The following is a 24113-nucleotide window of genomic DNA, read 5'->3' on the forward strand; positions in this document are numbered from 1 at the left end:
TAGGTTACAGGTGTAAAGGTGGTGACATCAAAGCCGAGTAATACTAATCGCCCGAAGCTTTCTCAAGCAACAGAACTATATTGTTGTCTTCTCACCCTTTTCAATAACTTCTTTCAATAATATGTCATTGTTCAGCTAAAAGCTGAGAGCCGAAAGCATAAAGCTTTTTCTCCAGCAGAAAGCTAACAATAAAAAGTAAGGTAAAACAGAAAGGAAAGCTTTGCGCTTTTAACCTTTCGGCTTTCACCTCAAAATCTTCAGGTGCCTATATCGGCGGTGTCCACCTCTTCCCATTCCGAACAGAGAAGTTAAGCCCGCCAGAGCCGATGGTACTGCGGTAAAACGTGGGAGAGTAGGTCGGTGCCAACCTTTACTAAAGCCCCTTTCAGCAATGAGAGGGGCTTTTTGCGTTTCGGATATATAGTGGCGCAAATAAGGTATTTATTAGATAATGATGCAGGTGGTGACGATGCTTACAACCGCAGGTTTTCGTTTAAATGAGAAGCTATATCCTTAAAGGATTAAACAGGTTGAGATATAATTGTGAGTTGAACTCACTTACGCATTAATTAAAAGCAATATCACTTACTTAAAATTTTCCGGGTCACAAACTCATTAAAAAAGTAATCCCGGTAAATATTGCCTATCGGGATCTCGCTTTCCCTGATGTACACGGTATTATTATCTACTGAATCAATGTTATTTACGTTAATGATGTAAGATTTACTAACCCTGACAAAAGAACTTTTCGGCAGCAATTCATGAATGGTTTTGATATTCATAAGTGTGATCACCTTTTGGTTGAGTAAATAGATGATTACATAGTCCTTCAAACCTTCAATATACAGTATGTCGCTAAAATGTACCTTGAAAATTCTGCGCTCCGATTTTACGAAGATGTAATCAGTGGTAATGGTTTCAATGTTACTTTTCGTTTGCTCCGTATGAAATAACTTACAATAGGTACCGGCTTTTTCAACCGCTTTCTGAAAACGTTCCAGTTTTACGGGTTTGATCAGGTAGTCAATAGCGTCAACTTCATAACTTTCGGAGGCAAACTCGTGAAACGCGGTTGTAAATATCACCAGGGTGTCCCTCGGGATGGTGCGCGCAAATTCGATCCCGTTCACCCCCGGCATCTGAATATCCAGAAAGATCAGGTCCACGGGATTGGTGGCGAGAAAGGCTTTCGTTGCCTCAACCCCGTTAAATGAACCTACCACCTCCAGGTTTTCTGTTTGATAAATCAGCTTCTGTATCGCTTTTCTGGCTAATGGTTCATCATCTACTATAATGCAGTTCATAGTTCAAATTTAAAAATAAGGTAACGCAATAACTTTCCGGACAATCTTCTATTTTCAGGGCATGTGATGATGGAAAAAGCAGTTCTAAACGCCTTTTGATATTGGCCAGGCCGAGGCCGCCGGATTTACTGACCGCTTTTACCGCCGGTTTGGAGTTTACACATTTGAAAAAAAGCTCGTTTTGTCGGACATCGAAATATAAGTTCAGATACGATGATTTCGCGGAATCGTTGTTATGCTTTACAGCGTTCTCAACAAAGGAGATAAATAGTAAAGGCGGTACCTGGACACCACTGAGTTCGCCCTCCTTAGAGATCAAAAAATTGAAATTATCGCGCCTTACCTTTTCCAGGTTTAAAAAGTCTTCTAAAAAGTGGATCTCGGAGGTTAAAAGCACTTTATCCCTTGAACTATCATAAAGCTGGTAACGGAGCAAATCACTCAACTTCACCAAAACCTGCGAAGCTTTTTTGGGATCATCCTCGATCAATACATTTGCATTGTTGAGCATATTGAAAAGAAAATGCGGATTGATCTGGTTCTTAAGCTGCTCCAGTTCACTATGTGTATTGGCCAATTCCAGGTCATGGATGAGTTGCGCATCAGCTATCCACTGTTGAAATAGTTTGATAGCTGCCGAAGCTATAATAAGCACCAACGTCATGAAAGAAAAGGTAAAGAAGTTAATGCTGTCATCCTCGTTTGGTAACAGATCCTGCTGAAAGTAATTGGCAAATGCTTCGTGAACGTAGAAGGAAAGAACCATGCCGGCAAGCACAAAGATACCATAGCTTAAATACTTGTTTTTGAACAGGAATTTAGGAACGAAAAAGTACATATTACTGTATGCAACCAGGATAATCTGGAAAAATACAACCAGGCGGTTGTAAGTCTCGTAAGGTTCCACGTAGTCTGCCGGGCTATAATATAAAACAACGATGCAGAATGCTATCAACAGTATATGCCTTTGAAAACGGTATTTATCTGAAATGACCAACTGAAGCATCCAATTGGTATCCATATTTTTCGCGTGTAATGGTCTGATCATAAGTCAAATTTCAGGCAAAGCAAGTGATACGTACGAAATACAAAAATTTACTATACAAAAGCCTTTTAATAATATACCAAAAATGGATCGTTAAGCCTTTTTAACTGACGCATTAAAGTAAGTTGACTATTAACATAAATAGTCAGGCTTTTAAAAATGTAAATTAAGCGTTTACCTGTTAGCCCATTAACTAAACTCAAACAGCCGTAAGACTTATTTAAACAGTAGTGGTTTGGTTTTCTGTAAGGGAATCCCGCTGGCTCCTCAATTTATCTTGTATCTCGGTAATTGCTTTTGTTTTATTTCTTTTAATACTATAAAGCAATGATTTAGGCCCTCCGTCTGGGTTGTATCTCGACCCCCAGCTAAGAATTTCTACCATCAGCGGTACCATCTCGATACCCTTATCAGTTAACAAGTATATAAACTTCGAGGCATTTTTGGGGGAGGTGATTTTAGAGATAACTCCCTCATTCAGAAGTAAATTCAACTTTTCTGTAAGTACGGCTGAGGATATTTTCTCATCTGATGCGCGAAACTCCAGGAAGGAATTTTTTCCGTTGAACATAAGATCCCTCAGAAGCAAAAGCACCCATTTATCACCGAAGATTTCTACCGAGTAGTTGATTGGACACGACGATCTTCTTTCGATTGTTTTCATATTGTCAAAATAAAAAGCAGTTTATTTTTAAAACTACTTTTGAATATATTTGTAGTTCGAAAAACAGACTACAAATTAACTAAAAAATTTTAATTATGGATTTTACTAATAAAAACGTGGTTATAACCGGTGGCACTACAGGCATAGGCCTGGCAACAGCAAAAGCATTTATAGCAGCAGGGGCAAATGTTTGGATAACCGGAAGAAAAGCGGAGAATCTGCAAAAAGCGGCAGCGCAAATAAACAGCCCGAAATTATTTTCTGTGGTTTCAGACACTTCAAAAACTGAAGGTATTTCAGTTCTTGAAAAGGCAGTTGCTGGCGGTGGACAGAAATTGGATGTTCTATTCCTTAACGCCGGGATAGGGATGTTTGAGCCAATGGAACAGGTAACCGAAGAAAATTTTGATGCGCAATTTAACACCAACGTTAAGGGGCATTTCTTTACATTACAAAAATTACTTCCTTACCTGGCAGATGGGGCGGCGGTGCTATTCACATCCTCAACGGCGGCTACTGCTGCAAATGCAGGATCTCTTGTTTATTCTGCAACAAAAGGCGCATTAAATAAGATCGCGCAAATTGCCGCGAATGAACTGGCCGGTAGAAAGATCCGCGTAAATATTGTTAGTCCGGGACCAATAGCTACGCCCGGCCTGGATACGGTAGTACCTGCTGATGCACAAGTGTATTTAGCCGGAGCCACAGCGCTTCAACGGTTAGGTGATCCTGATGAAGTGGCTAAAACGGTATTATTCCTCGCTTCTGATGCCGCGAGCTTTATAACCGGAACGGAGATTGTTGTGGATGGCGGCTACCTTAATTACGCGCTGAAATAATATATCTGAATACAATATAGCGGCCTAACAAAGTCGCCAAGGAAAAAGGAATTCGGTATCGAATTCCTTTTTTTATTTAACGAGCTATCGCTTTTTATACGAACGTATTTTAGTAAGCATTATTTATTTTAGTGATCACTTTTTACAGACAATATACCAAAACCGCTGTATAGGTTTATTTCCCTGATTTTCTTTAGACTCGGTAACCTCTCTGGCTTCCACCAAACCATACTTGCCGAAATCAGATTGGATCGATTCCGGACCGTAGAAATACAAAGTGACACCATAACTCTTTTTAACAGTGTCTTCGCTTACTTTTTCACCTTCGAGATATCTGAAATCGTTTTTTGAAATAGAAACGAAGACCATATATCCATTGGTTTCAAGTTGATTATAGCAATCAGCTATCAACTTTGAGCGCTCTGCCGGCCCTAATAGATGAATTAAAGAATAACAGAATATTCCATCATACAATTTGTTGTCAAAAGGCATTGAGCTGACAGAGCCATGATGGATTTTAAGGCTTTCGCCAAACTGTCTTTTTGCTAAATCAATTGCCGTTTCAGAAATTTCTATTCCTGTAACCGTAAATCCATTGTCATGAAACATCTTAGCATTTCTACCGTAACCGAATCCCGGTATCAGGATTTTAGTTAAGCCATGTCCCTTGAATAATTCCACAGTTTCAGCTACCGAATCGGCGGGTTCCCATCCCCACATTTCCTGATTGCTCTGAAAACTTTTCTCCCAAAATTCTGCCATATTAATATTACTCCCAATCTTACGTTCTCAAAACTTCACATTTAAATTCATTGTGTCAAGACCCGATGTTCAGGGGTATCTCATTTTAATACTCCGGTTATACTAATAGGGCCTTCAGTCGCAATTGTTTTTCTATATCGAATAGCTGCTTTAATATATAAAGAAGCATGTTTGGTATATATAAAAATTGCAGGTTCTTTAAAAAGATAGTTTAGCTGAAAACTATATCATTTAACGCTAAACTTTTTTAAATGAAAAGCAGAATCCTAACCGTGCTTATACTCTTTTTTGCCTCGGCGCTGCAAGCCTACTCGCAAGAGAAAGTAACCCTAAGCGGCACAATTACAAACAAGTCCAATACCGAAACACTCATTGGTGTAAGCATTTACATTCCTGAAGCAAAGGTAGGTGTTACCACCAACTCCTACGGATTTTATTCCACAACGCTGCCTAAGGGAACGTACACCATCGTCATCAGTTACGTTGGCTATAACCGCCTGGAGGAAAGTATAACCCTGACCGAAAACACAAAACGGAACTTTGGTTTGACCGAAAGCAGCAGGACGCTGGATGAAGTAACGATCAGTACCAACACTCCCGCGGCCGCTATTCGCAAACCTGAAATGAGTACCAACAAGCTCTCTATCGCCACGATAAAAAAGATGCCGGCGGTTTTAGGTGAGGTTGATATCTTGAAATCGATCCTTCAGTTGCCCGGCGTTACCAATGCGCAGGAAGGCGCGACCGGCTTTAACGTCCGTGGGGGCTCTGTAGATGGTAACCTGGTACTTTTGGACGAAGCCGTTGTATTTAATACTTCCCACGTGTTCGGCTTCTTTTCGGTCTTCAATGCGGATGTGATCAAAGACCTTAAACTATATAAAGGCGGCATCCCGGCTAACTTCGGCGGACGTGTATCGTCTGTGCTGGATATTTATCAAAAAGAAGGAAACAACCAGGAGTTTCACGTTAACGCCGGCATCGGTCTGGTATCCAGTCGTTTGCTTGTTGAAGGACCTCTCGCTAAAGGGAAAAGTTCTTTCGTGGTGGCGGGAAGAGGCTCCTATGCCCATCTGCTCCTGAAAGCGGCGGGTGAAGCCAGCTCGGCTTATTTCTATGACCTGAACACCAAGTTCAATTACAAGTTCAGTGATAAGAACAATGTGTTCGTATCCGGCTATTTCGGTAACGACGACCTGAATTTCAATAACAGCTTCATCAACACTTATGGTAATAAACTTTTCAATGTGAGATGGAACCATATTTTCTCCAACAAAATATTTTCAAACGCATCTGCCATTTATAGTGACTACGATTACCGCATCAAGATCAAGGTCATAGGCATGGACTGGAAAGCAGATGTAAAGAATTACAACTTCAAGTATGATTTTAAACATTATGTTTCAAACAACCTCACGTTAAATTACGGCATAAACGCCATTTACTACGATTTTAACCCCGGAACGATCAAGCCTTTCGGAGCAGGTTCACCCATCAATCCGGAGCAGATAGCAAAAAAGTATGCTTATGAAAATGCAGCTTATTTTAGTGCTGACCAACGCTTTTCAGATAAGTTCTCCATCAACTACGGGCTGCGTTACAGTAATTTTCAAAGGGTAGGGGCACAGCAAGTATATACTTACGCTAATAACCGGCCGGTTATTTACAACAGGGATTTCCACGTTTATGAAGAGGCCGCCCCGACCGGAACTATCGACTACAAGAAAAATCAAACGATAGCCAGCTTTGGTAACTTGGAACCACGGTTAGCCCTTGCGTATTCGCTGAACAATGATAACTCTATCAAGGCCAGCTACAACCGGATGAGCCAGTATGTTCATTTAATTTCAAATACGGCCTCTGCAACCCCGCTTGATATATGGGCGCCTTCGGACAAATACCTTAAGCCCGAAATTCTGGATCAGGTGGCACTGGGTTACTTCCATAATTTTAAAGACGATAAGTATTCTCTGGAAGCGGAAACATTCTATAAAAAAATCAAAAACAAGGCAGATTATATTGATGGTGCAGATCTGCTGGGCATCGATGCGATAGAAAGAGTGCTGTTGAACGGCGAAGCGAGGGCATATGGCCTGGAACTGATGGTTAAAAAGAATACCGGGAAGCTTACGGGCTGGGTGTCTTATACGCTTTCAAAAGCACAACAACGTACGCCGGGCAGAACACCGGACGAGCCGGGTATCAACAACGGCACATGGTACCGGGCGAATTACGACAAATTGCACAATCTGTCTGTTACCGGCGCTTACTCGGTAAGTCCGAAATGGTCTTTCGGCGGTATTCTCACGTTTCAAAGCGGAAAGGCAGCGACCTTTCCTAATGGAAAATACCTTTACCAGGGCGTTACTGTGGCCAGTTATGGCGCACGTAATGAGAATTCTTTATCCGCGTACCACCGTTTAGACGTTTCAGCGACCTATACCCCTAAACCTTACAAGAAAAAAGGATGGCAGGGCGAATGGAATTTCAGCATCTACAACCTGTATAACCGTAATAACGCCGCGTCCTACTCTTTCAGGCAAAATGAGGAGACCGGAAGAAACGAGACAAGAAGGGTTGCCATCTTCGGCATTGTACCAAGCGTAGCCTATAACGTGAAATTTTAACCAATTATAAAATTTAAAAAGACTTACATGAAACTATTTAAAATAATGCTTATTCTGGCTATAATCCTTTTAGTAACAGGATGTGAAAAAGCGATCAATACGGATCTTAAAACAGCAGCCCCAAGACTGGTAATAGACGCTTCTATCGACTGGGTTAAAAATACGCCGGGCAATGAACAGAAGGTCGTATTAACGACGACGACCGGCTATTATAATTCAGATTTCCCGAGCGTTTCCGGGGCGGTAATTACCGTCAACAATCTCGCAAATGCGGTTTTTAACTTTGTAGAAAAACCCGGAACGGGGGAATACGTTTGCAGCAATTTTGTGCCGGTTATCGGCCAAACCTATACCTTAAGGATCGTTTTAAATGGCGAGACCTATACGGCCACAGAAATCTTTACGCCGGTACCGCAGATCGAAGATAACATCGAACAGAATGACAAAGGCGGTGAAGTTGGTGACGAGGTAGAAATATCGTTTCGTTATAAAGATGATGCAACTCAGCAAAATTACTACCTGAGCAGCGTTAGACAGCCTCACACCGTTTTTCCCGAACTGGAAGTTGAAGATGATGAGTTTACCAATGGTAATTTGATGGAAGAATCGTATTCGCATGAAAAATTCAAGGCCGGCGATCTGGTGAATATCAAACTTTACGGGATATCAAAAAGCTACTACAACTATATGTACAAATTGATCGTAGCGTCCGGAAATGACGGCAATCCGTTCCCTACCATACCAAGCGCGGTTCGCGGAAACATCATTAACCAGACGAACAGCAATAATTATGCTTTCGGTTACTTCAGGCTGGCAGAGGTAGCTACCAAAAGCTACACAATCAAATAACCCGATGCATTGAGCAGGGCTGGCGAACCGATAGGCTTATTCGAAGAACGGAACCGTGAGCAAATGAATATGAAAATCAGTAAGATAGTAATTGCCCTTTTACTGTGCTTTTTTATCCTGAAAGTTAATGGGCAAGCTGCTTTAAACGATTCTTCGGCCAACAATAACGATAGCAAAATTAAACACAAATCGTTCATTGTTCCGGCTATTCTGATCGGGTACGGCGTTGTAGGGCTCACCAGTCCGGCTTTGAAGCATTTGAATTCGAACATCAGGAATGAGCTTGATGCACAACATTTGGGAAGGACTCACCTCGACGACCTCACACAATATGCGCCGGCTTTATCTGTGTATGCCATCAATGCGTTCGGTATACCGGGCAGGCACAATTTTAAAGACCGGACCATCGTCATGGCAACCGCATATATTATCATGGCGTCTTCGGTTGGTATAACTAAGAAAGCGTCAGATGTGGAGCGGCCTGATGGCTCTAACCGCAGGTCGTTTCCATCCGGACATACGGCAAACGCTTTTTTAGGAGCTGAATTTTTGTACCAGGAATATAAAGACGTATCTGTTTGGTATGGTGTTACGGGCTATGTGGTGGCTGCCGGCACGGGCTTTTTACGTATGAGCAACAACAAGCACTGGTTTACCGATGTTGCCGCAGGTGCAGGTATAGGCATCCTGAGTACTAAAATCGCTTATTTAGTTCATCCATTTTTTAAGCGAACGCTCTTCAAAGATAAAGAGCACCTCAACGGTATGGTTGTACCGGTGTATAACGGAGAGCAATATGGCCTGGGTTTAACAATAACATTCTGAGAACCGGTTATGACAAACATAGAAATTTTAGTAAAAGCCAACCAGGCTTTTTCCAGCGGAAATTATGAGGAACTTTTAACCTATTGTACGGAAGATACCAAATGGACATACATAGGAGACAGTACGCTTGATGGAAAAGAAAATGTTTATAAATTTCTTTTATCGGCATATGCGGATACGACCTTTGGGATCGAAAAGTATGTGGAGGATGGTGAGACAATTATTACTATTGGCCGTATCAAATTAATGAATAAGGATGGAAAGTTAACTGATTCTCCGTTTTGTGATGTATGGAAATTCCGGAACGGTAAAATGTCACAACTGATCAGGTCATTTGCGTCAGAGAATTGGTTTGATAAATGATACGGGCGGTACTCGTTACAGCGGCGATATAATAAATTATTGATATTTGGTTTACCAGGCACGCGCTTCTTTGCGACTTTGGAAGGTGTTTCGTTTTTGTGACCATATGCTGTAAAATGACTGTTGGTCATTTTTGAACCTTCGGGTAACATATTTGTTTTCGCTCTGTTCTATCGCCTGACTTTCCGTGTTCCTAAAATTTGTCCCTGATTTTTTCGGCTGTCAGTTATTCGCCAAAATCTTTTAAGTACCGGTAAGTGTCATTTATCTTTTGTTCAAGTTGATTCAAATTGACATTTAAAGGTCTATATCCTATGATTTTCCTTTGCTACGACCCTCGCTTTCATCTCAATTTTGGACTTCTATCTTTTTGCCAGTTGCTAATTTGATTTATTGATAATCAGCGATTATTTGTATGTAAGCCAAGACTTTCCATTCTTTGCCATTTGCTCTATTTTTAAATAGAAGAGAATTGCTACGTTTTTTATCATGAAAAAGCTGTTAAAAGTTATACAAAATTAACTTCGCAGCATAATTCAAACAAGATTTTCACTAGCTTAACATGTTGATAATCAATTGGTTTTCTACCCTCTGGTGAGCGGCTTAGTGTAAAGCGACCTGCTCACCAGAATGGTCACCGAAATGGCCGTTCAAAGGAGAGCAAATGAAACCAAAACGTAATAAAAAACCCCTCAAACATAGCGTTTGAAGGGTTTAGTGGTTTTTGATACCTACTTAGTGGAGCCGGAGGGATTCGAACCCTCGTCCAAACATGGTATAAGGTAAGCTTTCTACATGCTTAGCTTCTGTTAAATTGTCGGGAAGGGGAAGGTCAGTTGCTTACCTGTACCGTCTTCCGTAGGTGCTTTATCTCGCCTGCTTATCACACCCTAAGCTGGCCAGTTCCGTTTTTCGATGCCCCGGTTGCCGGTTCAACAGAACGGAAAACCGGCGGGACAAAAGCTATGCTAATTCTAAATTAGGCAGCTAAGGCGTAGTTATTTTCGCCATTTGTAAGTTTGAGCGTTCAGATTAAAGCGCTAATTCACCCAACGCGCTGCATGCTTACCTACTTATCTCCATCCTGTCAATTCCGGTCGACCCCATTTTTAGTGAAGTTACCATTGCATTATGCAGCAGTAGCCTGCAAATATAAACAATTTATGTGCCGTATTGTAGATTATCAACGATGACTGTCTTAATTAATGATATACACCTGTGAATAAAGAAATAAATGCTTGAAAAAGAAGTTTAGGGTGCTCATTCAGTATATTAACTTTACTGAAGTTTACTGGAATATTATGCTTTTTTAATTGGTCAATAATATTTCTTACTTCATTAAACTCAACTTGAAGTGTTTCCTTTTTTGTTATTATCCAGTTATCTGCCATTCTTGAAGAGGTTGGATTATCCGACAGAAAATCTTCCTTTTTTATACTGATGGTCAAGCTTTGAATTTCATTGGTCTGTATTTCAATTACCTTATTCCTAATAAATACTAATAATATTGAAGTAACGATCGCGGTAACACAAGGTATGAAACTGAGCATAATCAGTATAGCAGTGACATCAGGAAAGTTCACGTCTTTCAAAATCGTATTTATACCAATAAGAATCCAAAGAAAAGTGATTATTATAATAGAAAGGTTAACGACTTTGAATAACCACCCCCTAAATGTCGGAATAATCTCTATCGGTATCATTGAGCCGAAACCTTTCTATAAAATGTATAGATTAATTTGTCCTACCCGGATAAACTTTTAATGCTTCCTCTAAGCAAACCATAGCTGTTTTCAGGTCATCTTTATTAAGCACATAGGCCAGGCGAACTTCGTTCAATCCGCTGCTGGGGGTACTGTAAAAGCCAGTGGCTGGTGCCAGCATTACGGTTTGGTTGTTGTATTCAAAGTTTTCCAGCAGCCATTGGCAAAATTTGTCGGCATTATCTATCGGCAGTCGGGCTACAATATAAAATGCACCGCCAGGGGTAGGGCAAAAAACACCATCCATGTTGTTCAGGGCATTTACCAGTGTGTCTCGGCGCGATTTGTATTCGGCATTCACCATCTCAAAGTAACTGTCGGGTGTATCAACCGCTGCTTCACCGGCAATTTGTTCTACCATTCCGGGGCTTAAACGTGCCTGCGCAAATTTTAAGGCGGTTGTCCATACCTCTTTATTTTTAGTGATGATGCAGCCTAAACGTGCACCACAGGCACTGTAACGCTTACTTACGGTATCCAGCACGATCACGTTGTTCTCCAAACCTTCCAGGTGCATTGGCGAAATAAATTCGCGTCCGTCATAGCAAAACTCACGGTAAGCCTCATCGCACAATAAGTATAGGTCGTACTTTAAGCAAAGGGTTTTTAAGGCTTCCAATTCTTCGCGTGTATACAGGTAGCCTGTTGGGTTGTTAGGGTTACAGATGATGATGGCTTTGGTTTTGTCAGTTATCAGTTTCTCAAACTCACTGATGGGCGGCAGGGCAAAGTCATTTTCAATGTACGATAGGATGGGTTTAACCACCACATCGCCCTGGCTGGCAAAACCGTTATAATTGGCGTAAAAAGGCTCAGGGATAATTACTTCGTCGCCCGCGTCAAGGCAGGTCATCATGGCGATGGTGATCGCTTCTGAGCCACCGGTAGTAACTATAATGTCCTGTGTACCGATTCCGTAGCCTAACTTGTTATAATATTCGGCTAATTTTTTACGATAGTTCAGTGTACCTTCTGACGCTGTATATGCCCAGATGTTAAAATCAATGTTTTTCACTGCATCAAGCATCCCGGCAGGGGTTTCAATGTCCGGCTGACCGATATTAAGGTGATATACTTTCTTACCGTCCTGTTTTGCCTTATCAGCAAAAGGGGTTAATTTACGAATGGGCGAGGCGGGCATACGCAGCCCTTTTTGCGAAATTTTTGGCATCCGCAAAAATACAAAAAACTGTTATGCGGTAAAGTAACAATGAATTTAATCGGGTACGGATGTTAATTATTTATCTTCGCGGCAAATTTTGATATAATGAAAACTGTTTGTGTGTATTGCGGAGCTAATTTTAATGGTGATACCGACTTGTTGAATGTTATTGAAAACCTGGCGCAATATTTTGCCGACAATGGAATTACCCTGATTTTTGGCGGTGGCCGGGTAGGGGTTATGGGCTTAATTGCCGATGCTGTGCTTGCAAAGGGCGGTAAAGCCATCGGTATAATACCACAATTTTTGGCAGATAAAGAGGTAGCGCATACCGGCCTTACCGAGTTGCACATAGTGCAAACAATGCACGAGCGTAAACAACTCATGGTAAAAATGAGTGATGGCATTATTGCCCTACCGGGCGGCTTGGGCACGCTCGACGAGCTCTTTGAGGCCTTAACCTGGTTACAGCTTGGGTTACACAAAAGTCCGGTAGGAGTATTGAACCTGAATGGTTTTTATGATATGTTGCTTAAACAGCTCGACGTTATGACCGAGCAAAAATTCATGAAACCTGCAAACCGGGCAATGGTGCTTTCGGCGGGGGATGTTGCGGGGCTGATGGATGCCATGCAAAATTTTGATGCAGCGCCCGAAGAGGTTTGGTTTAAAAAGTAATTAATTGGTTGTCTGTTTTGCCCTGTTGTAATGTTGTTTTTGCCCCTTGTTTACTACGCGATAAACCGATAGCTTTAGCCAAATAATATTTTTATCATGGAAAAATTAGTAACCGGCTTCGGCGGTTTTTTCTTCAGGGCTAAGGATGCAAACGCGTTAAGTAAGTGGTATGACGAACACCTGGGCATTAACTCCCTGCAAAGCGGCGAGGTATGGCAGCAGCAAGCCGGGCAAACGGTGTTTATGCCTTTTAAGCAGGATACAACCTACTTTGGCAGCCCGGCACAGCAATTTATGATCAATTTCAGGGTTACAGATCTGGATGCGTTGCTGGCACAGCTTGCAGAAAAAGGCGTGCGCATAGACGAAAAAAAACAGGACGATGAATACGGCAAATTCGCTTGGATATATGATCCGGAAGGAAATAAGATAGAACTCTGGCAGCCTGTTGAGTAATTCTATGTTACATAGGTTATCTGTCTTACTTAACTGTAAAATGCACGGTATAATTTTTAAGCGGATAACCGGCTTGCGATTTAAACGACCTATCTGTAATGATAAAATCATAAGTTTTTCCGGGTTGTAACGTCATTTTTAATTTGAACGATTTGCGGTCGGCCGAAAACCCGGTCACACCTGAAAGCGGAAAATGTTCCTTACCTCCGTCGCCTAAGCTTATAGAATAACCTTCGGCCATCGGTTCAGAAAAATTAATGGTTAATTCGTTTATTGCAGGCGATACATTGTTAAAGCCGTTAATGGCGGGCGACAGGCTGGTAACAAACGGGCGCATCTTCTCGAAAATATCTATCAGTTCTTGCTTGTTAACTGGGTTTGAATAATATTTAGATTCATCCAAAAAGCTGGTGATCTGTTTTTCATCTTCCCAATTTAATTCAATCATGGTTTTAATCGCCTGCCGTTTATTTAAATGATGTTGATAGTAAGACCGGCAGATACGGTAGCCTATAAAATATCCTAAATCCGGATGCGGGCTGCTTGATCCGTTATAAAGCCAGTTACCCATGGTACCACTAAACATCTCAACTTTAAACTTATCTTTTAGTTCCTGCTCATGCGCACGGCCGTATAGCATATAGGCATTATTGTTTTTTTGCCCGGTAACTAGTTCGGCTATAAAGTCCGCCGAACCCTCCTTTATACTTTGAGCCAGTAATAACAATCCGTCATCACCCTTTTGCTGTGTATGTATATACTCATGGATGTTAAGGCTAACGAGGTTATTGCTTTGTTGATTACTGAACACGTTTATCAGCCAGTCGCTTAGTTCCGAAGCATCAGTATATCTATCAGCGGTGGCAATCTCGGCGCCTATAAGCACCATATCACCGGTAGTTGTACCGCCCGATCGTAATCCCCCTATTGTGAAATACATCGCTGCCGGCCGCATTTCAGTATAAAGCTTTTTAAGCGCCGTTATACTTTTGTTTATAGCGCCAACCTCTTTTTTCACGCGTAGCGTGTTCGGCCTGATGCTTTGCCAGAATTTTGGATATTTCCGGATAAGTTGCGCCCATAAGCCTGCATCATAGTTGCGTGCCTTCATAAAGGCCTGTAGGCCCGGAGTACCTTTATTTACGTAGAGGCGCTGAATGATCTCAACCTGCCTCAACGAATCTGTTGTAACGGCAACGCTATCATACGCTTGCCAAAAACGATCAATATCCGCAGTGTTTACTAATTCAATTTTTGACTGCTGTGCACAAACGCTTAAAGGTAAAAGTATGGCTAAGGTTAAAAGGGATAGATTTTTCATGATTGTTTGGTAAGACTACATATTTTCTATCCCGGTTACAACCGATAGTCTATTTTAGCACTTTTAAAATCGAGTGCACGGTGCCAAGCGGAATTTTATTTGTTGTTAAATTGTATTATTCAAGTTAATTTGATACTGCGGTAAGTTAAATCGAAAAGTTTTTGTAACAAAAAGTTGAGTATTATATCAAAAAGTACGCATTCTTGCGTTATAACGACACTAAACATCAACTTTACCTTACTGCCGTTCATGCAAAAACGACATTTTTTCTACCTCACAGCTTTAATATGCCTGCTATTTTCGTTGCCTGTTACGGCGCAAAAGCGCTTTACCGTTAGCGGTACCGTGCGCGATGCCCGCACGGGCGAAACGCTTATCGGGGCTACGGTTCGTATTCAAAACGCGGCCGGGCAATCCGCAACGGCTACCAACGCCTATGGGTTTTATTCGCTCACCAATGCGGCAGGCGAGTACACTTTTACCATTACCTACACCGGTTATCAGCAGGTAACCAAAACCGTTAACCTGACTGCTAACACTAAGCTCAACGTCGATCTGCAAAGCGGGTCGGAACTTGCCGAGGTGGTGATTAGCGCTACCGACCGTAAGAACGAGAATGTGCGCAGTCCCCAAATGGGTTTGGATAAGTTGAACATGAAGGACCTCGACAATATCCCGGTGATATTTGGCGAAAAGGACGTATTAAAAACCATTCAACTGTTACCTGGCGTAAAATCAGGAGGAGAAGGAACCACGGGTTTCTTCGTTCGTGGCGGCGCTGCCGATCAGAACCTGATATTACTGGATGAAGCTACCGTGTACAATTCATCGCACCTGCTGGGCTTTTTCAGCACTTTTAATGCCGATGCTATTAAGGACGTAAGCCTGTATAAAGGTGGTATGCCAGCGCAGTACGGCGGGCGTTTATCATCCGTACTGGATGTAGTAATGCAGGACGGTAACAATAAGCAATTTGGCATGGAAGGCGGCATCGGGTTAATCGCCTCGCGCCTTAAAGCCGAAGGGCCAATTGTGAAGAATCGCGGCTCATTTATGATCAGCGCGCGCCGAACTTATATCGATCTGTTGCTGCAGGCCTCGCCTGATTCATCAGTGAAAGGTAATACGCTGAACTTTTACGACATCAATGCCAAAGCTAACTATAAGTTCGATGATAAGAACACGCTCTACGTTTCAGGTTATTTTGGGCGTGATAATATTGGAATAAAGGATCTGTTTGCCAACCAATGGGGCAATACCACCGCTACTATACGTTTAAACCATGTTTTTAACAGCCGTTTATTCTCCAATACCAGCTTCATCTTCAATAAATATAATTACAGCATCAGCCTGCTGGATGATGATAACAATGCCAATGTTACGTCGCTGATACGAGACTTTAACCTGAAGGAGGATCTGCAATATTTCAGTGATAAGCATACCATACGTTTCGGGTTTCAGGGTACGCATCACCGTATAGCGCCGTCGGAAATCACAACTAACGGTAACTCCAGCTTTAATCCGCTCTCTATCGAGAACCGCTATGGTTTGGAAATGGCGGCCTATGTATCTGATGATTGGAAGCTGACCGATAAATTCAACTTATTATATGGCTTAAGGCTGAGCAGTTTCTCCTTGTTAGGCCCGGGTACTTTTAATACTTATAATGCTGATGGCGATGTAGCATCAGCCTATAAATATGGCAGCGGCGAGTTTGTTAAAACTTATTTTAACCTGGAACCACGCATGTCATTAAGTTATACGCTTAACGAGGAGAACTCGGTGAAGGCCGCCTACAATCGCAATACGCAAAACATTCACATACTAACCAATGCCAGCACCAGCTCGCCGACCGATCAATACGTGATGAGCAGCAACAATATAAAACCCGAGATTGCCGACCAGGTAGCCATAGGGTATTTTAAAAACGCCAAGGATAACACCTTCGAGTTTTCGGTAGAAACGTATTACAAATGGCTGCAAAACCAAATTGAATATAAAAACGGCGCACAACTAATTGCGAATGCTAATGTGGAGTCGGAGTTGTTATACGGCAGCGGCCGTGCTTACGGCTTAGAGCTTTATACCAAGAAAACCAAAGGGCGTTTAACCGGCTGGATCAGCTATACCTTATCAAAAACAGAGCGTAAGTTTGATGGGTTGAACAATGGCAACTATTTCCCTGCCCGGCAGGACCGTACGCACGACCTGGCGCTGGTGGGCATTTATAACCTGAGCAAACGCTGGTCGGTATCGGCAAACTACATTTACAGCACGGGCAACGCGGTAACTTACCCGGCAGGAAAATATAATGTAGGCGGCCTTACTACTTATTACTTTACCCAGCGCAATGCCAACCGTATGCCGCATACCGAGCGTTTGGATTTGAGTGCTACTTTAAAAGCCAAGGAAACCAAACGTTTCCGCTCGAGCTGGTCGTTCAGTTTATACAACGCGCTTAATCGTAAAAACCCGTATGCCATCCAGTTCCGCGATAAAAAGAATGATCCAAACCGTACCGAAGCCGTGCAGATAGCCTTGTTTGGTATCATCCCGTCGGTAACCTGGAATTTTAGCTTTTAGTACTTATGAAAACGAGAAACATACATCTGTTAGGAACATTACTGTTAGCAGCGATAGGCCTTACCTCGTGCGAGAAGGTGATCGATGTGGATATAAAAGAATCAGCCAGCCAACTGGTTATTGAAGGTACCGTGGTTGATGACGCCGATATGCAAACCATTAAACTGTCGCGCTCGGTATCGTATACCGAGGATAACAGCTATCCGCCGGTAAGCAATGCGGAGATAGTAGTTACGGATAGCCGGGGCTTTGCGCATAATTACGTTGAACGTATTCCGGGTGTTTATGTCAGCTCATTTAAAGGGCAGCCCAATGTTACCTACAACATGTTAGTAAAGGTTGATGGCAAGGAGTATACCGCCCAGTCGACCATGCCGCGCCCGGTGGAACTGGATTCGCTAAGCGTATCTGAAATAACCTTTGGCGGTGAAGACCGTAAGGTAGTTGCCGTGCATTATAAAGATCCGGTAGATTATGCCAATCAATACCGCTTTATTATGTGGGTAAACGGTACGCAAACCCGCCGTGTTTACGCTAACGATGACAGGCTTACCAATGGTAACGACGTTAAGGATCAGCTTTTTTACAGCAGCGATGATGATAACGAAGAAATAAACGATGGCGATTTGGTAGAGGTGGAGATGCAAAGTATTGACAGGCCGTTATACAAGTACTGGGTAACGCTGGCCGATCAGAGCCAAAACGGGCCGGGTGGGGGCGTAACTCCGGGCAACCCGCCTACCAATATCAATAATGATGCTTTAGGCTATTTCAGCGCGCATGTATCACGCAGGCGCAGCATTACTATACGCGAGTAGCGGCTTAATAAGTATAAGCTTTCATGCTGCCGCATGAGCAGGCGCAATTTTCGTCGGTAGCGCCCAACAGGGGCAGGAAGTGGTGGTAAAAGCCAATACGGTCCTGCATGTTTTCAAAAGCATCGCCTTTGCCGCATTCAACAGCGCCATTAATTATGTTGATGGTGCTGCCAAAACCAGGTACACGCCCGGCAGCTATTTCGGCCGCGGTAGGTTTCCATTTGCCGGTAATGGCATCATGAGCTGAGGGTTTGGGCGATTGCGGTGTCATCCAGAAATAAATGGCTGTTTTAAAAGCTACTACCGCATCCTGCTCAATAAGCTCGGGGTTGTTGAGCAAGGTCTCTTTATTACCGAATATACAATGTGATGCATAGCCATAATTGCCGTTGTAGCTTAGTTGCAGTGGCCCGCGTCCATAATATTTTTTACCCTTTACCGGCGGGTATTCATCATTAGGTAACACATAGGCTTTACCGGTGTCCGCCTCAGTTTTAAGCATCAGGCCATCGTTATACTTGCCGTTGATGCCGTGCCGGGTTTCATGTGCTATGTGCGCGAAAAAGGCGGCCAGTTCGCGTTTATTTAAAGTAGCGTCCTTCTCGTTACAAAATAAGCCATAATCAATAATGTATACGCTATCTGGTTTTGATTTTGCCCAGTCCTCATTAAAGCCTTCATCCTGCCGCACTACGCTGCTTTTACCTGTGCGTTTATCTGTGCGTACCATTTGCAAGGCCTGGTAGGCGCGTTTGGTGATCTCTATTTTAATAGCCGCCATATCATTAACGGCTTGTACAAAGGCTTTATAAGTATAAAATTTATCGCGGTTAGGGAACAGCGCATTGAATTGCTGCTCAGATATTATTGCTGCCGGTACGGGCTTGCGTTCGGCATCGCCTTGTTTTGCCGACCCGTTGCCGCAGTTGAAGCTGAGTGTGATAAACAATACCGGAAACAGTACAATCGGGATAAATGGCTTTGCGTATTTCATAACAATTGGGCATCGGCAAATCAAATGTAAATATTTACTAAATTTTTCACATTCATAATAATAACAGCAGGCAATTTGTTTAATTGCACCACCGATATGAAAATTTATACTAAAACCGGCGATAAGGGATATACCTCGTTAATTGGCGGTACCCGCGTACCCAAGCACCATCTGCGTATTGAAAGCTACGGCACGGTTGATGAGCTTAACTCCTACATCGGCCTCATTCGCGATCAGGATATTGATGCGCATTACAGCGATATATTAAAACACGTGCAGGACAGGTTGTTTACCGTAGGTGCGGCGCTGGCGGCTGATCCCGAAAAATCGAAAATGGTATTGCCTGATATTTACGAAACCGATATTGAGTTGCTGGAAGCGGAGATTGACGCCATGAACGAAAAATTGCCGCTGTTAAAACATTTCATATTGCCCGGCGGTAGTAATGCCATATCGTACTGCCACGTGGCGCGCTGCGTTTGTCGCCGTGCTGAAAGGGTAGTGGTACATTTGGCTGACGAAAGTGCGGTGGATGAGAAAGTAGTTATGTACCTCAATCGTTTGAGCGACTACCTTTTTACGCTGGCCAGGGCCATTGGTTTTGATGCCGGAGTGCCTGAAAATCAATGGTTGCCGAGACGGGATAAATTGTGAAAAAAAATATTTGATATTCACTTTTAAAATATTATACTTTTGCGAAATTGTTAACAAACATTAAAAACCTATATAGATATGTATTGGACACTTGAACTTGCTTCGCATCTGGAAGATGCGCCATGGCCGGCAACTAAGGATGAATTAATTGATTACGCTATACGCTCGGGTGCTCCGGTTGAAGTTATAGAGAACTTGCAGGCTCTGGAAGACGACGGCGAACCGTACGAAAATATAGAAGAAATATGGCCTGATTACCCTACAAAGGACGATTTCTTTTTTAACGAGGACGAGTATTAATGTTGCGTTGAAGTGCAATCAATCTCCAGCTTAAAGTTTTTTTTAAAAAAAATAACACTTTTTGGAATGATTTTAGTTTGATAGAAATATAACATAATAAACATTTATCAACTAAAACTTACTAACATGAGAGGTTTATTGTACATTATCGCAGTCATACTGGTTATCGGCTGGATATTCGGATTTTTTTTCAACCACGCTGGCAACCTGATCCACGTACTTTTAGTTATAGCCATCATCGCGCTATTGCTGGGTGTTATCAGACGAGCGTAACCGCTGAAAATTAAAACACATAAATAGAAGCCATTCCTGTTACAGGGATGGCTTTCTGCTTAAGAGCAATTCTGCTATCGCGATATCTTCCGGAAAAGTAATCTTGATATTGGTGTCATTGCCTTCTATCAGATTGATATGGTAACCCGCGGCCTCCACTACGCTGGCATCATCTGTAAAGTTATCGGTGTAAGGCTGCTCGTAGGCGGTTTTAAGCTGGTTGTAGATAAAAGTTTGCGGCGTTTGCACCAGGTATATTTCTTCGCGCTTTAATGCAGATGATTTTTTGCCAATAACCCGACGCACCGAATCGCGGCTTTTAACAGCCACCACGGCGTTGCCATGAGTTTCGGCATATCGATAGGCTTTATCGATCGCTTCAGGCGCTGTAAGCGGGCGTACAGCGTCGTGTACGGCTATTATGGTGTCATTGTTTTTTATAGCATTAAAACCATTTTTAACTGAATGAAAGCGGGTGCTGCCGCCAGCTACCAATTCATGTGGCATTTCAAACCGGTAAGTGGTGCACAATTGCCGCCAGTGATCGTGAAAATCCGGATGCATTACTACAATTATATACGGATTAGCGCGACTTTTGGCAAATGCCTCAAGTGTGTAAAACATAAGCGGCCTGCCGTTAAGCGGTAAAAATTGCTTAGGTAGTGCAGATTGCATGCGCGTGCCCGATCCGCCGGCAACGATAATAACGTAGTTTTTTGATGGCATATTTGATAATTAGGCTAAGCCTTTACAAATATGTACAAACAAAAAAAGAGAGATGGTATGCATCTCTCTTTTTTATGATATCAATCGATGTTAAATGATCAGCATCGCGTCGCCGTAGCTGTAAAAGCGGTATTTTTCTTTTACAGCTATCTCGTAAGCATTCATTACATGTTCGTAACCGCCAAACGCGCAGATCATCATCAACAGGGTTGATTCAGGCGTATGGAAGTTAGTAATCATGGAATTAGCTATGCTAAACTCATATGGCGGGAAAATGAATTTGCTTGTCCAGTCATTCGCGGCTTTTAATGTTTTGTTGGCCGAAACAGACGACTCAATGGTACGCATACTGGTAGTGCCTACAGCACAAACACGCTTTTTATGCTCGATAGCCTTATTTACAATATCAGCTTGCTTTTGCTCGATGATAAACTGCTCCGAATCCATTTTATGCTTGGTTAAATCCTCAACCTCTACAGTACGGAATGTACCCAGGCCTACGTGCAGGGTAACCTCGGCAAATTCAACACCTTTTAATTCAAGACGTTTCATCAGCTCACGGCTAAAGTGTAAACCGGCTGTAGGAGCCGCAACAGCGCCTTCGTGTTTGGCGAAAATAGTTTGGTAACGCTCTTTATCCTCGGCGGTAGCTTTACGCTTAATGTATTTTGGTAGCGGGGTTTCTCCCAGTATTTCTACGTTACGGCGAAACTCCTCATCAGTACCGTCGAACAAAAAACGTATTGTACGGCCACGTGAGGTAGTATTATCTACAACCTCGGCTATCAACAGGTCATCGTCGCCAAAATAAAGTTTGTTGCCAACACGGATTTTACGGGCCGGATCAACCAGTACATCCCACAGGCGAAGCTCCTTGTTCAGCTCGCGCAGCAGGAAAACTTCAATAGTGGCGCCGGTTTTTTCCTTGTTGCCATATAAGCGGGCAGGGAAAACCTTGGTGTTATTCAGGATCATCACATCCTGATCATCAAAATAATCCAATACATCCTTGAATATCTTGTGTTCAATTTTACCGGTATCGCGGTGCAGCACCATCAGGCGAGATTCGTCGCGCTTATCAGACGGCGTATGGGCCACTAACGATTCGGGTAAATTGAATTTAAACTGAGATAATTTCATATTAATATTCTGTTGGATTTTCAGGGCGCAAATGTATGAAAAATTTTATTAGTAATGTTTAACAGATATTTAGCAGCTTTTGTGTGCGTTGTATGCACAATTAAATTAAATTTATTGTAACCAAATGCGCATGTTCATGTCTAAAAAGCAATTGTAGCCATTATGCTGTTTTTAAAACTTTTTCGAGAGAGCTTTTTGTTTGCTTATGATGCCCTTAGGCAGAACAAACTGCGAACCCTGTTATCATTGCTGGGCGTTACCATTGGTATCTTCACCATCATCGCAGTATTTTCGGCGGTTGATACCTTGCGCAATAATTTGCAGAGCAGTGTAAACAAGCTGGGTAACAATAGTATATACATACAAAAATGGCCCTGGATGTTTGGTGGCGATTATCCGTGGTGGAAATTTATACAGCGCCCGGTACCAAATATGCACGATTATGAGGAACTGAAAAAACGCAGTCAGACCGCGGCAGCCGTATCTTTCGAGATATATATTGACAGCCGGAAGGTTAAATATAAAAGCAATACAATAGACGGAGCAGTGCTTTACGCGGTATCGCACGAGCATGCCGACGTATATAACTATGAATACCAGGACGGACGTTATTTTACCGATATGGAATCGCGCTCGGGCGCTCCGGTTACGGTTATCGGTTATGAGATAGCCAGCCATCTCTTCCCGGCGGGTGATGCTATGGGTAAAAAAATAAAAATCATGGGCCGCTATGTTACCGTGATCGGTGTATTTAAAAAAGAGGGCGATGATATGTTGGGTATATCGGCAGATAAGGAAGTGCTGCTGCCGCTTAATTTTGCCCGTAACCTGATCGACATTAAATCCGAGAAATATCAGCCTCAAATTGTAGTAAAAGGCAGGGAGGGCATAGCCGAAGGGGAGGTGGAAAGTGAGTTGAGAGGGGTAATGCGCTCTATCCGCCGGATAGGGCCCGGTAAGGACGATAACTTCGCGCTTAATAAAACCACGCTGTTATCCAACCAACTCGATTCGTTGTTTGGGGTAATCAACCTGGCCGGTTTGTTTATTGGCGGTTTCTCTATATTGGTAGGCGGCTTTGGCATCGCTAACATCATGTTCGTGTCGGTTAAGGAGCGTACCAACATCATCGGTATACAGAAATCATTGGGGGCAAAAAACTATTTCATATTATTGCAGTTTTTAATTGAGGCCATGGCCCTTTGCCTTATAGGCGGGGTAATAGGTTTGTTCCTGGTTTACCTGGTATCGCTCGTTGTAAAGGGTGTCGGTGATATCGAGATCGTTATCGGTACTAAAAATATCCTCATCGGTGTTTTCGGTTCGCTGGCAATCGGTATTATCTCCGGTATTATCCCGGCGCTTAGCGCGGCAAGGCTGAATCCGGTGGACGCCATACGATCAAACTAAAGGCCTCGTAAAACGCAATTTAAATGAAAAGACTTTTTTTAACTGCCGCTGTAGCCGCTATGTTTTTTGCCGCTGCCTGTAATCAACCCGCCTCAAAAAAAGCGGAGCAAACCCAACGAGATACCGCTGCCGTGGCAGCAAACGCGGCGTTACCTGATAAGGACAATGTAACAGAGGTGCTTAACTCATACATCGCGTTAAAAAATGACCTGGTAAAATCAGACGGTGCCGCAAGCAAAAAAAGCGCTGAAAAATTGCAGCAGGAGCTGATTGAAGTAAAAGGCTGCAACGAAGCGGCAACTTTAGCCGGTTCCATTGCCGCAACGGATAAGGTGGATGAGCAGCGTAAAGCCTTTTTAACTTTAAGCAAGGATGTAATTACCCTGGCTAAAGGCATTAAAACGGGCAAGCCCGCCTTTGTGGCCTACTGCCCGATGGCCAATGAAGGTAAAGGCGGTTACTGGCTTTCAGAAGCTAAGGAGATTAAAAATCCTTACTACGGCGATGCCATGCTGGAGTGCGGCGAAGTAAAAGAGGAACTTAAATAAGCAACGGAA

Annotated in this window: 24 protein-coding genes, 1 rRNA gene and 1 other RNA gene; 15 read left to right on the top strand and 11 right to left on the bottom strand. The window is 42.8% G+C overall.

Translation table 11 applies throughout. The features are described from left to right. Positions 1–257: 257 nt before the first annotated feature. Positions 258–369: ribosomal RNA gene (gene rrf / locus ABD960_RS06280) — 5S ribosomal RNA — on the top strand. Between the two features lie 212 nt (positions 370–581). On the opposite strand, the gene ABD960_RS06285 is transcribed toward rrf, so the two are convergent. The 3 genes from ABD960_RS06285 to ABD960_RS06295 form a co-directional block, all read right to left on the bottom strand. Continuing rightward, the gene (locus ABD960_RS06285; RefSeq protein WP_345330085.1) at positions 582–1304 is read right to left on the bottom strand and encodes a LytR/AlgR family response regulator transcription factor; all 723 of its coding nucleotides are present in this window, start codon (positions 1302–1304) and stop codon (positions 582–584) included. After that, positions 1282–2352 (bottom strand): sensor histidine kinase, encoded by a 1071-nt coding sequence (locus ABD960_RS06290; protein WP_345330086.1) that lies wholly within the window; start codon positions 2350–2352, stop codon positions 1282–1284. The genes ABD960_RS06285 and ABD960_RS06290 overlap by 23 nt, the downstream gene beginning before the upstream one ends. A 217-nt stretch (positions 2353–2569) precedes the next feature. Next, entirely contained in the window at positions 2570–3013 is a 444-nt protein-coding gene (locus tag ABD960_RS06295) for a winged helix-turn-helix transcriptional regulator (protein WP_345330087.1), read from the bottom strand. 95 nt (positions 3014–3108) lie between these two features. Here ABD960_RS06295 and ABD960_RS06300 point away from each other — a divergent pair, with 95 nt between their 5' ends. After that, a complete protein-coding gene (locus tag ABD960_RS06300; RefSeq protein ID WP_345330088.1) occupies positions 3109–3852 on the top strand; it encodes an SDR family oxidoreductase in 744 nt (247 codons plus the stop codon). 135 nt (positions 3853–3987) lie between these two features. Here the strand turns inward: ABD960_RS06300 and ABD960_RS06305 are convergent, their stop codons facing one another. Then, positions 3988–4614 (bottom strand): class I SAM-dependent methyltransferase, encoded by a 627-nt coding sequence (locus ABD960_RS06305; protein ID WP_345330089.1) that lies wholly within the window; start codon positions 4612–4614, stop codon positions 3988–3990. 251 nt (positions 4615–4865) lie between these two features. Between ABD960_RS06305 and ABD960_RS06310 the strand changes: the two genes are divergently transcribed. The 4 genes from ABD960_RS06310 to ABD960_RS06325 all read left to right on the top strand — a co-directional run bounded on the left by ABD960_RS06310 (position 4866) and on the right by ABD960_RS06325 (position 9278). After that, positions 4866–7241 carry a TonB-dependent receptor gene (locus ABD960_RS06310; protein WP_345330090.1) on the top strand — a complete coding sequence of 792 codons (2376 nt, stop codon included), beginning with the start codon at positions 4866–4868 and terminating at the stop codon, positions 7239–7241. 27 nt (positions 7242–7268) lie between these two features. Next, positions 7269–8090 (top strand): DUF4249 domain-containing protein, encoded by an 822-nt coding sequence (locus tag ABD960_RS06315; RefSeq protein ID WP_345330091.1) that lies wholly within the window; start codon positions 7269–7271, stop codon positions 8088–8090. A 69-nt stretch (positions 8091–8159) separates the two neighbouring features. Then, positions 8160–8915, top strand: coding sequence for a phosphatase PAP2 family protein (locus tag ABD960_RS06320; RefSeq protein ID WP_345330092.1), 756 nt, complete (start codon positions 8160–8162; stop codon positions 8913–8915). A 9-nt stretch (positions 8916–8924) separates the two neighbouring features. Further along, positions 8925–9278 carry a nuclear transport factor 2 family protein gene (locus ABD960_RS06325; RefSeq protein WP_345330093.1) on the top strand — a complete coding sequence of 118 codons (354 nt, stop codon included), beginning with the start codon at positions 8925–8927 and terminating at the stop codon, positions 9276–9278. A 736-nt stretch (positions 9279–10014) separates the two neighbouring features. Here ABD960_RS06325 and ssrA read toward each other — a convergent pair. The 3 genes from ssrA to ABD960_RS06340 all read right to left on the bottom strand — a co-directional run bounded on the left by ssrA (position 10015) and on the right by ABD960_RS06340 (position 12212). Then, positions 10015–10383: a transfer-messenger RNA gene (gene ssrA, locus ABD960_RS06330) on the bottom strand. Between the two features lie 97 nt (positions 10384–10480). Continuing rightward, positions 10481–10870, bottom strand: a complete 390-nt coding sequence (locus ABD960_RS06335; protein ID WP_345330094.1) for a hypothetical protein — start codon at positions 10868–10870, stop codon at positions 10481–10483. A gap of 142 nt (positions 10871–11012) precedes the next feature. Then, positions 11013–12212: a pyridoxal phosphate-dependent aminotransferase gene (locus ABD960_RS06340; RefSeq protein ID WP_345330095.1), complete on the bottom strand. Its 1200-nt coding sequence runs from the start codon at positions 12210–12212 to the stop codon at positions 11013–11015. 96 nt (positions 12213–12308) lie between these two features. Between ABD960_RS06340 and ABD960_RS06345 the strand changes: the two genes are divergently transcribed. Both ABD960_RS06345 and ABD960_RS06350 read left to right on the top strand, forming a co-directional pair. Continuing rightward, positions 12309–12881 (top strand): LOG family protein, encoded by a 573-nt coding sequence (locus ABD960_RS06345; RefSeq protein ID WP_345330096.1) that lies wholly within the window; start codon positions 12309–12311, stop codon positions 12879–12881. A gap of 96 nt (positions 12882–12977) precedes the next feature. Then, positions 12978–13337, top strand: a complete 360-nt coding sequence (locus ABD960_RS06350) for a VOC family protein (protein WP_345330097.1) — start codon at positions 12978–12980, stop codon at positions 13335–13337. A gap of 25 nt (positions 13338–13362) precedes the next feature. On the opposite strand, the gene ABD960_RS06355 is transcribed toward ABD960_RS06350, so the two are convergent. Continuing rightward, the gene (locus tag ABD960_RS06355) at positions 13363–14658 is read right to left on the bottom strand and encodes an Ig-like domain-containing protein (RefSeq protein WP_345330098.1); all 1296 of its coding nucleotides are present in this window, start codon (positions 14656–14658) and stop codon (positions 13363–13365) included. A 249-nt stretch (positions 14659–14907) separates the two neighbouring features. Here ABD960_RS06355 and ABD960_RS06360 point away from each other — a divergent pair, with 249 nt between their 5' ends. Together ABD960_RS06360 and ABD960_RS06365 are read left to right on the top strand one after the other, a co-directional pair. Further along, positions 14908–17241 (top strand): TonB-dependent receptor, encoded by a 2334-nt coding sequence (locus ABD960_RS06360; RefSeq protein WP_345330099.1) that lies wholly within the window; start codon positions 14908–14910, stop codon positions 17239–17241. A 5-nt stretch (positions 17242–17246) separates the two neighbouring features. Continuing rightward, the gene (locus ABD960_RS06365) at positions 17247–18059 is read left to right on the top strand and encodes a DUF4249 domain-containing protein (protein ID WP_345330101.1); all 813 of its coding nucleotides are present in this window, start codon (positions 17247–17249) and stop codon (positions 18057–18059) included. Positions 18060–18063: 4 nt separating this feature from the next. Here ABD960_RS06365 and ABD960_RS06370 read toward each other — a convergent pair whose 3' ends face one another. Further along, a complete protein-coding gene (locus ABD960_RS06370) occupies positions 18064–19053 on the bottom strand; it encodes a chitinase (protein WP_345330102.1) in 990 nt (329 codons plus the stop codon). A gap of 96 nt (positions 19054–19149) precedes the next feature. Here ABD960_RS06370 and ABD960_RS06375 point away from each other — a divergent pair, with 96 nt between their 5' ends. The 3 genes from ABD960_RS06375 (at position 19150) to ABD960_RS06385 (ending at position 20280) form a co-directional block, all read left to right on the top strand. Next, on the top strand, positions 19150–19707 hold the full coding sequence (locus tag ABD960_RS06375; protein WP_345330103.1) for a cob(I)yrinic acid a,c-diamide adenosyltransferase: 558 nt from the start codon (positions 19150–19152) through the stop codon (positions 19705–19707). A 78-nt stretch (positions 19708–19785) separates the two neighbouring features. Next, a complete protein-coding gene (locus ABD960_RS06380; protein ID WP_002996718.1) occupies positions 19786–20007 on the top strand; it encodes a DUF2795 domain-containing protein in 222 nt (73 codons plus the stop codon). A gap of 126 nt (positions 20008–20133) precedes the next feature. Next, positions 20134–20280 carry a lmo0937 family membrane protein gene (locus tag ABD960_RS06385; protein WP_127707651.1) on the top strand — a complete coding sequence of 49 codons (147 nt, stop codon included), beginning with the start codon at positions 20134–20136 and terminating at the stop codon, positions 20278–20280. 39 nt (positions 20281–20319) lie between these two features. On the opposite strand, the gene ABD960_RS06390 is transcribed toward ABD960_RS06385, so the two are convergent. Both ABD960_RS06390 and queA read right to left on the bottom strand, forming a co-directional pair. Continuing rightward, a complete protein-coding gene (locus ABD960_RS06390) occupies positions 20320–21006 on the bottom strand; it encodes a 2-C-methyl-D-erythritol 4-phosphate cytidylyltransferase (RefSeq protein WP_345330104.1) in 687 nt (228 codons plus the stop codon). Between the two features lie 90 nt (positions 21007–21096). Next, a complete protein-coding gene (queA, locus tag ABD960_RS06395; protein WP_345330105.1) occupies positions 21097–22146 on the bottom strand; it encodes a tRNA preQ1(34) S-adenosylmethionine ribosyltransferase-isomerase QueA in 1050 nt (349 codons plus the stop codon). Between the two features lie 162 nt (positions 22147–22308). Between queA and ABD960_RS06400 the strand changes: the two genes are divergently transcribed. Together ABD960_RS06400 and ABD960_RS06405 are read left to right on the top strand one after the other, a co-directional pair. Continuing rightward, a complete protein-coding gene (locus tag ABD960_RS06400) occupies positions 22309–23556 on the top strand; it encodes an ABC transporter permease (protein WP_345330106.1) in 1248 nt (415 codons plus the stop codon). Positions 23557–23579: 23 nt separating this feature from the next. Continuing rightward, positions 23580–24104: a DUF3347 domain-containing protein gene (locus ABD960_RS06405; RefSeq protein ID WP_345330107.1), complete on the top strand. Its 525-nt coding sequence runs from the start codon at positions 23580–23582 to the stop codon at positions 24102–24104. Positions 24105–24113 lie beyond the last annotated feature (9 nt).

This window comes from Mucilaginibacter defluvii (assembly GCF_039543225.1).
Classification (GTDB): Bacteria; Bacteroidota; Bacteroidia; order Sphingobacteriales; family Sphingobacteriaceae; genus Mucilaginibacter; species Mucilaginibacter defluvii.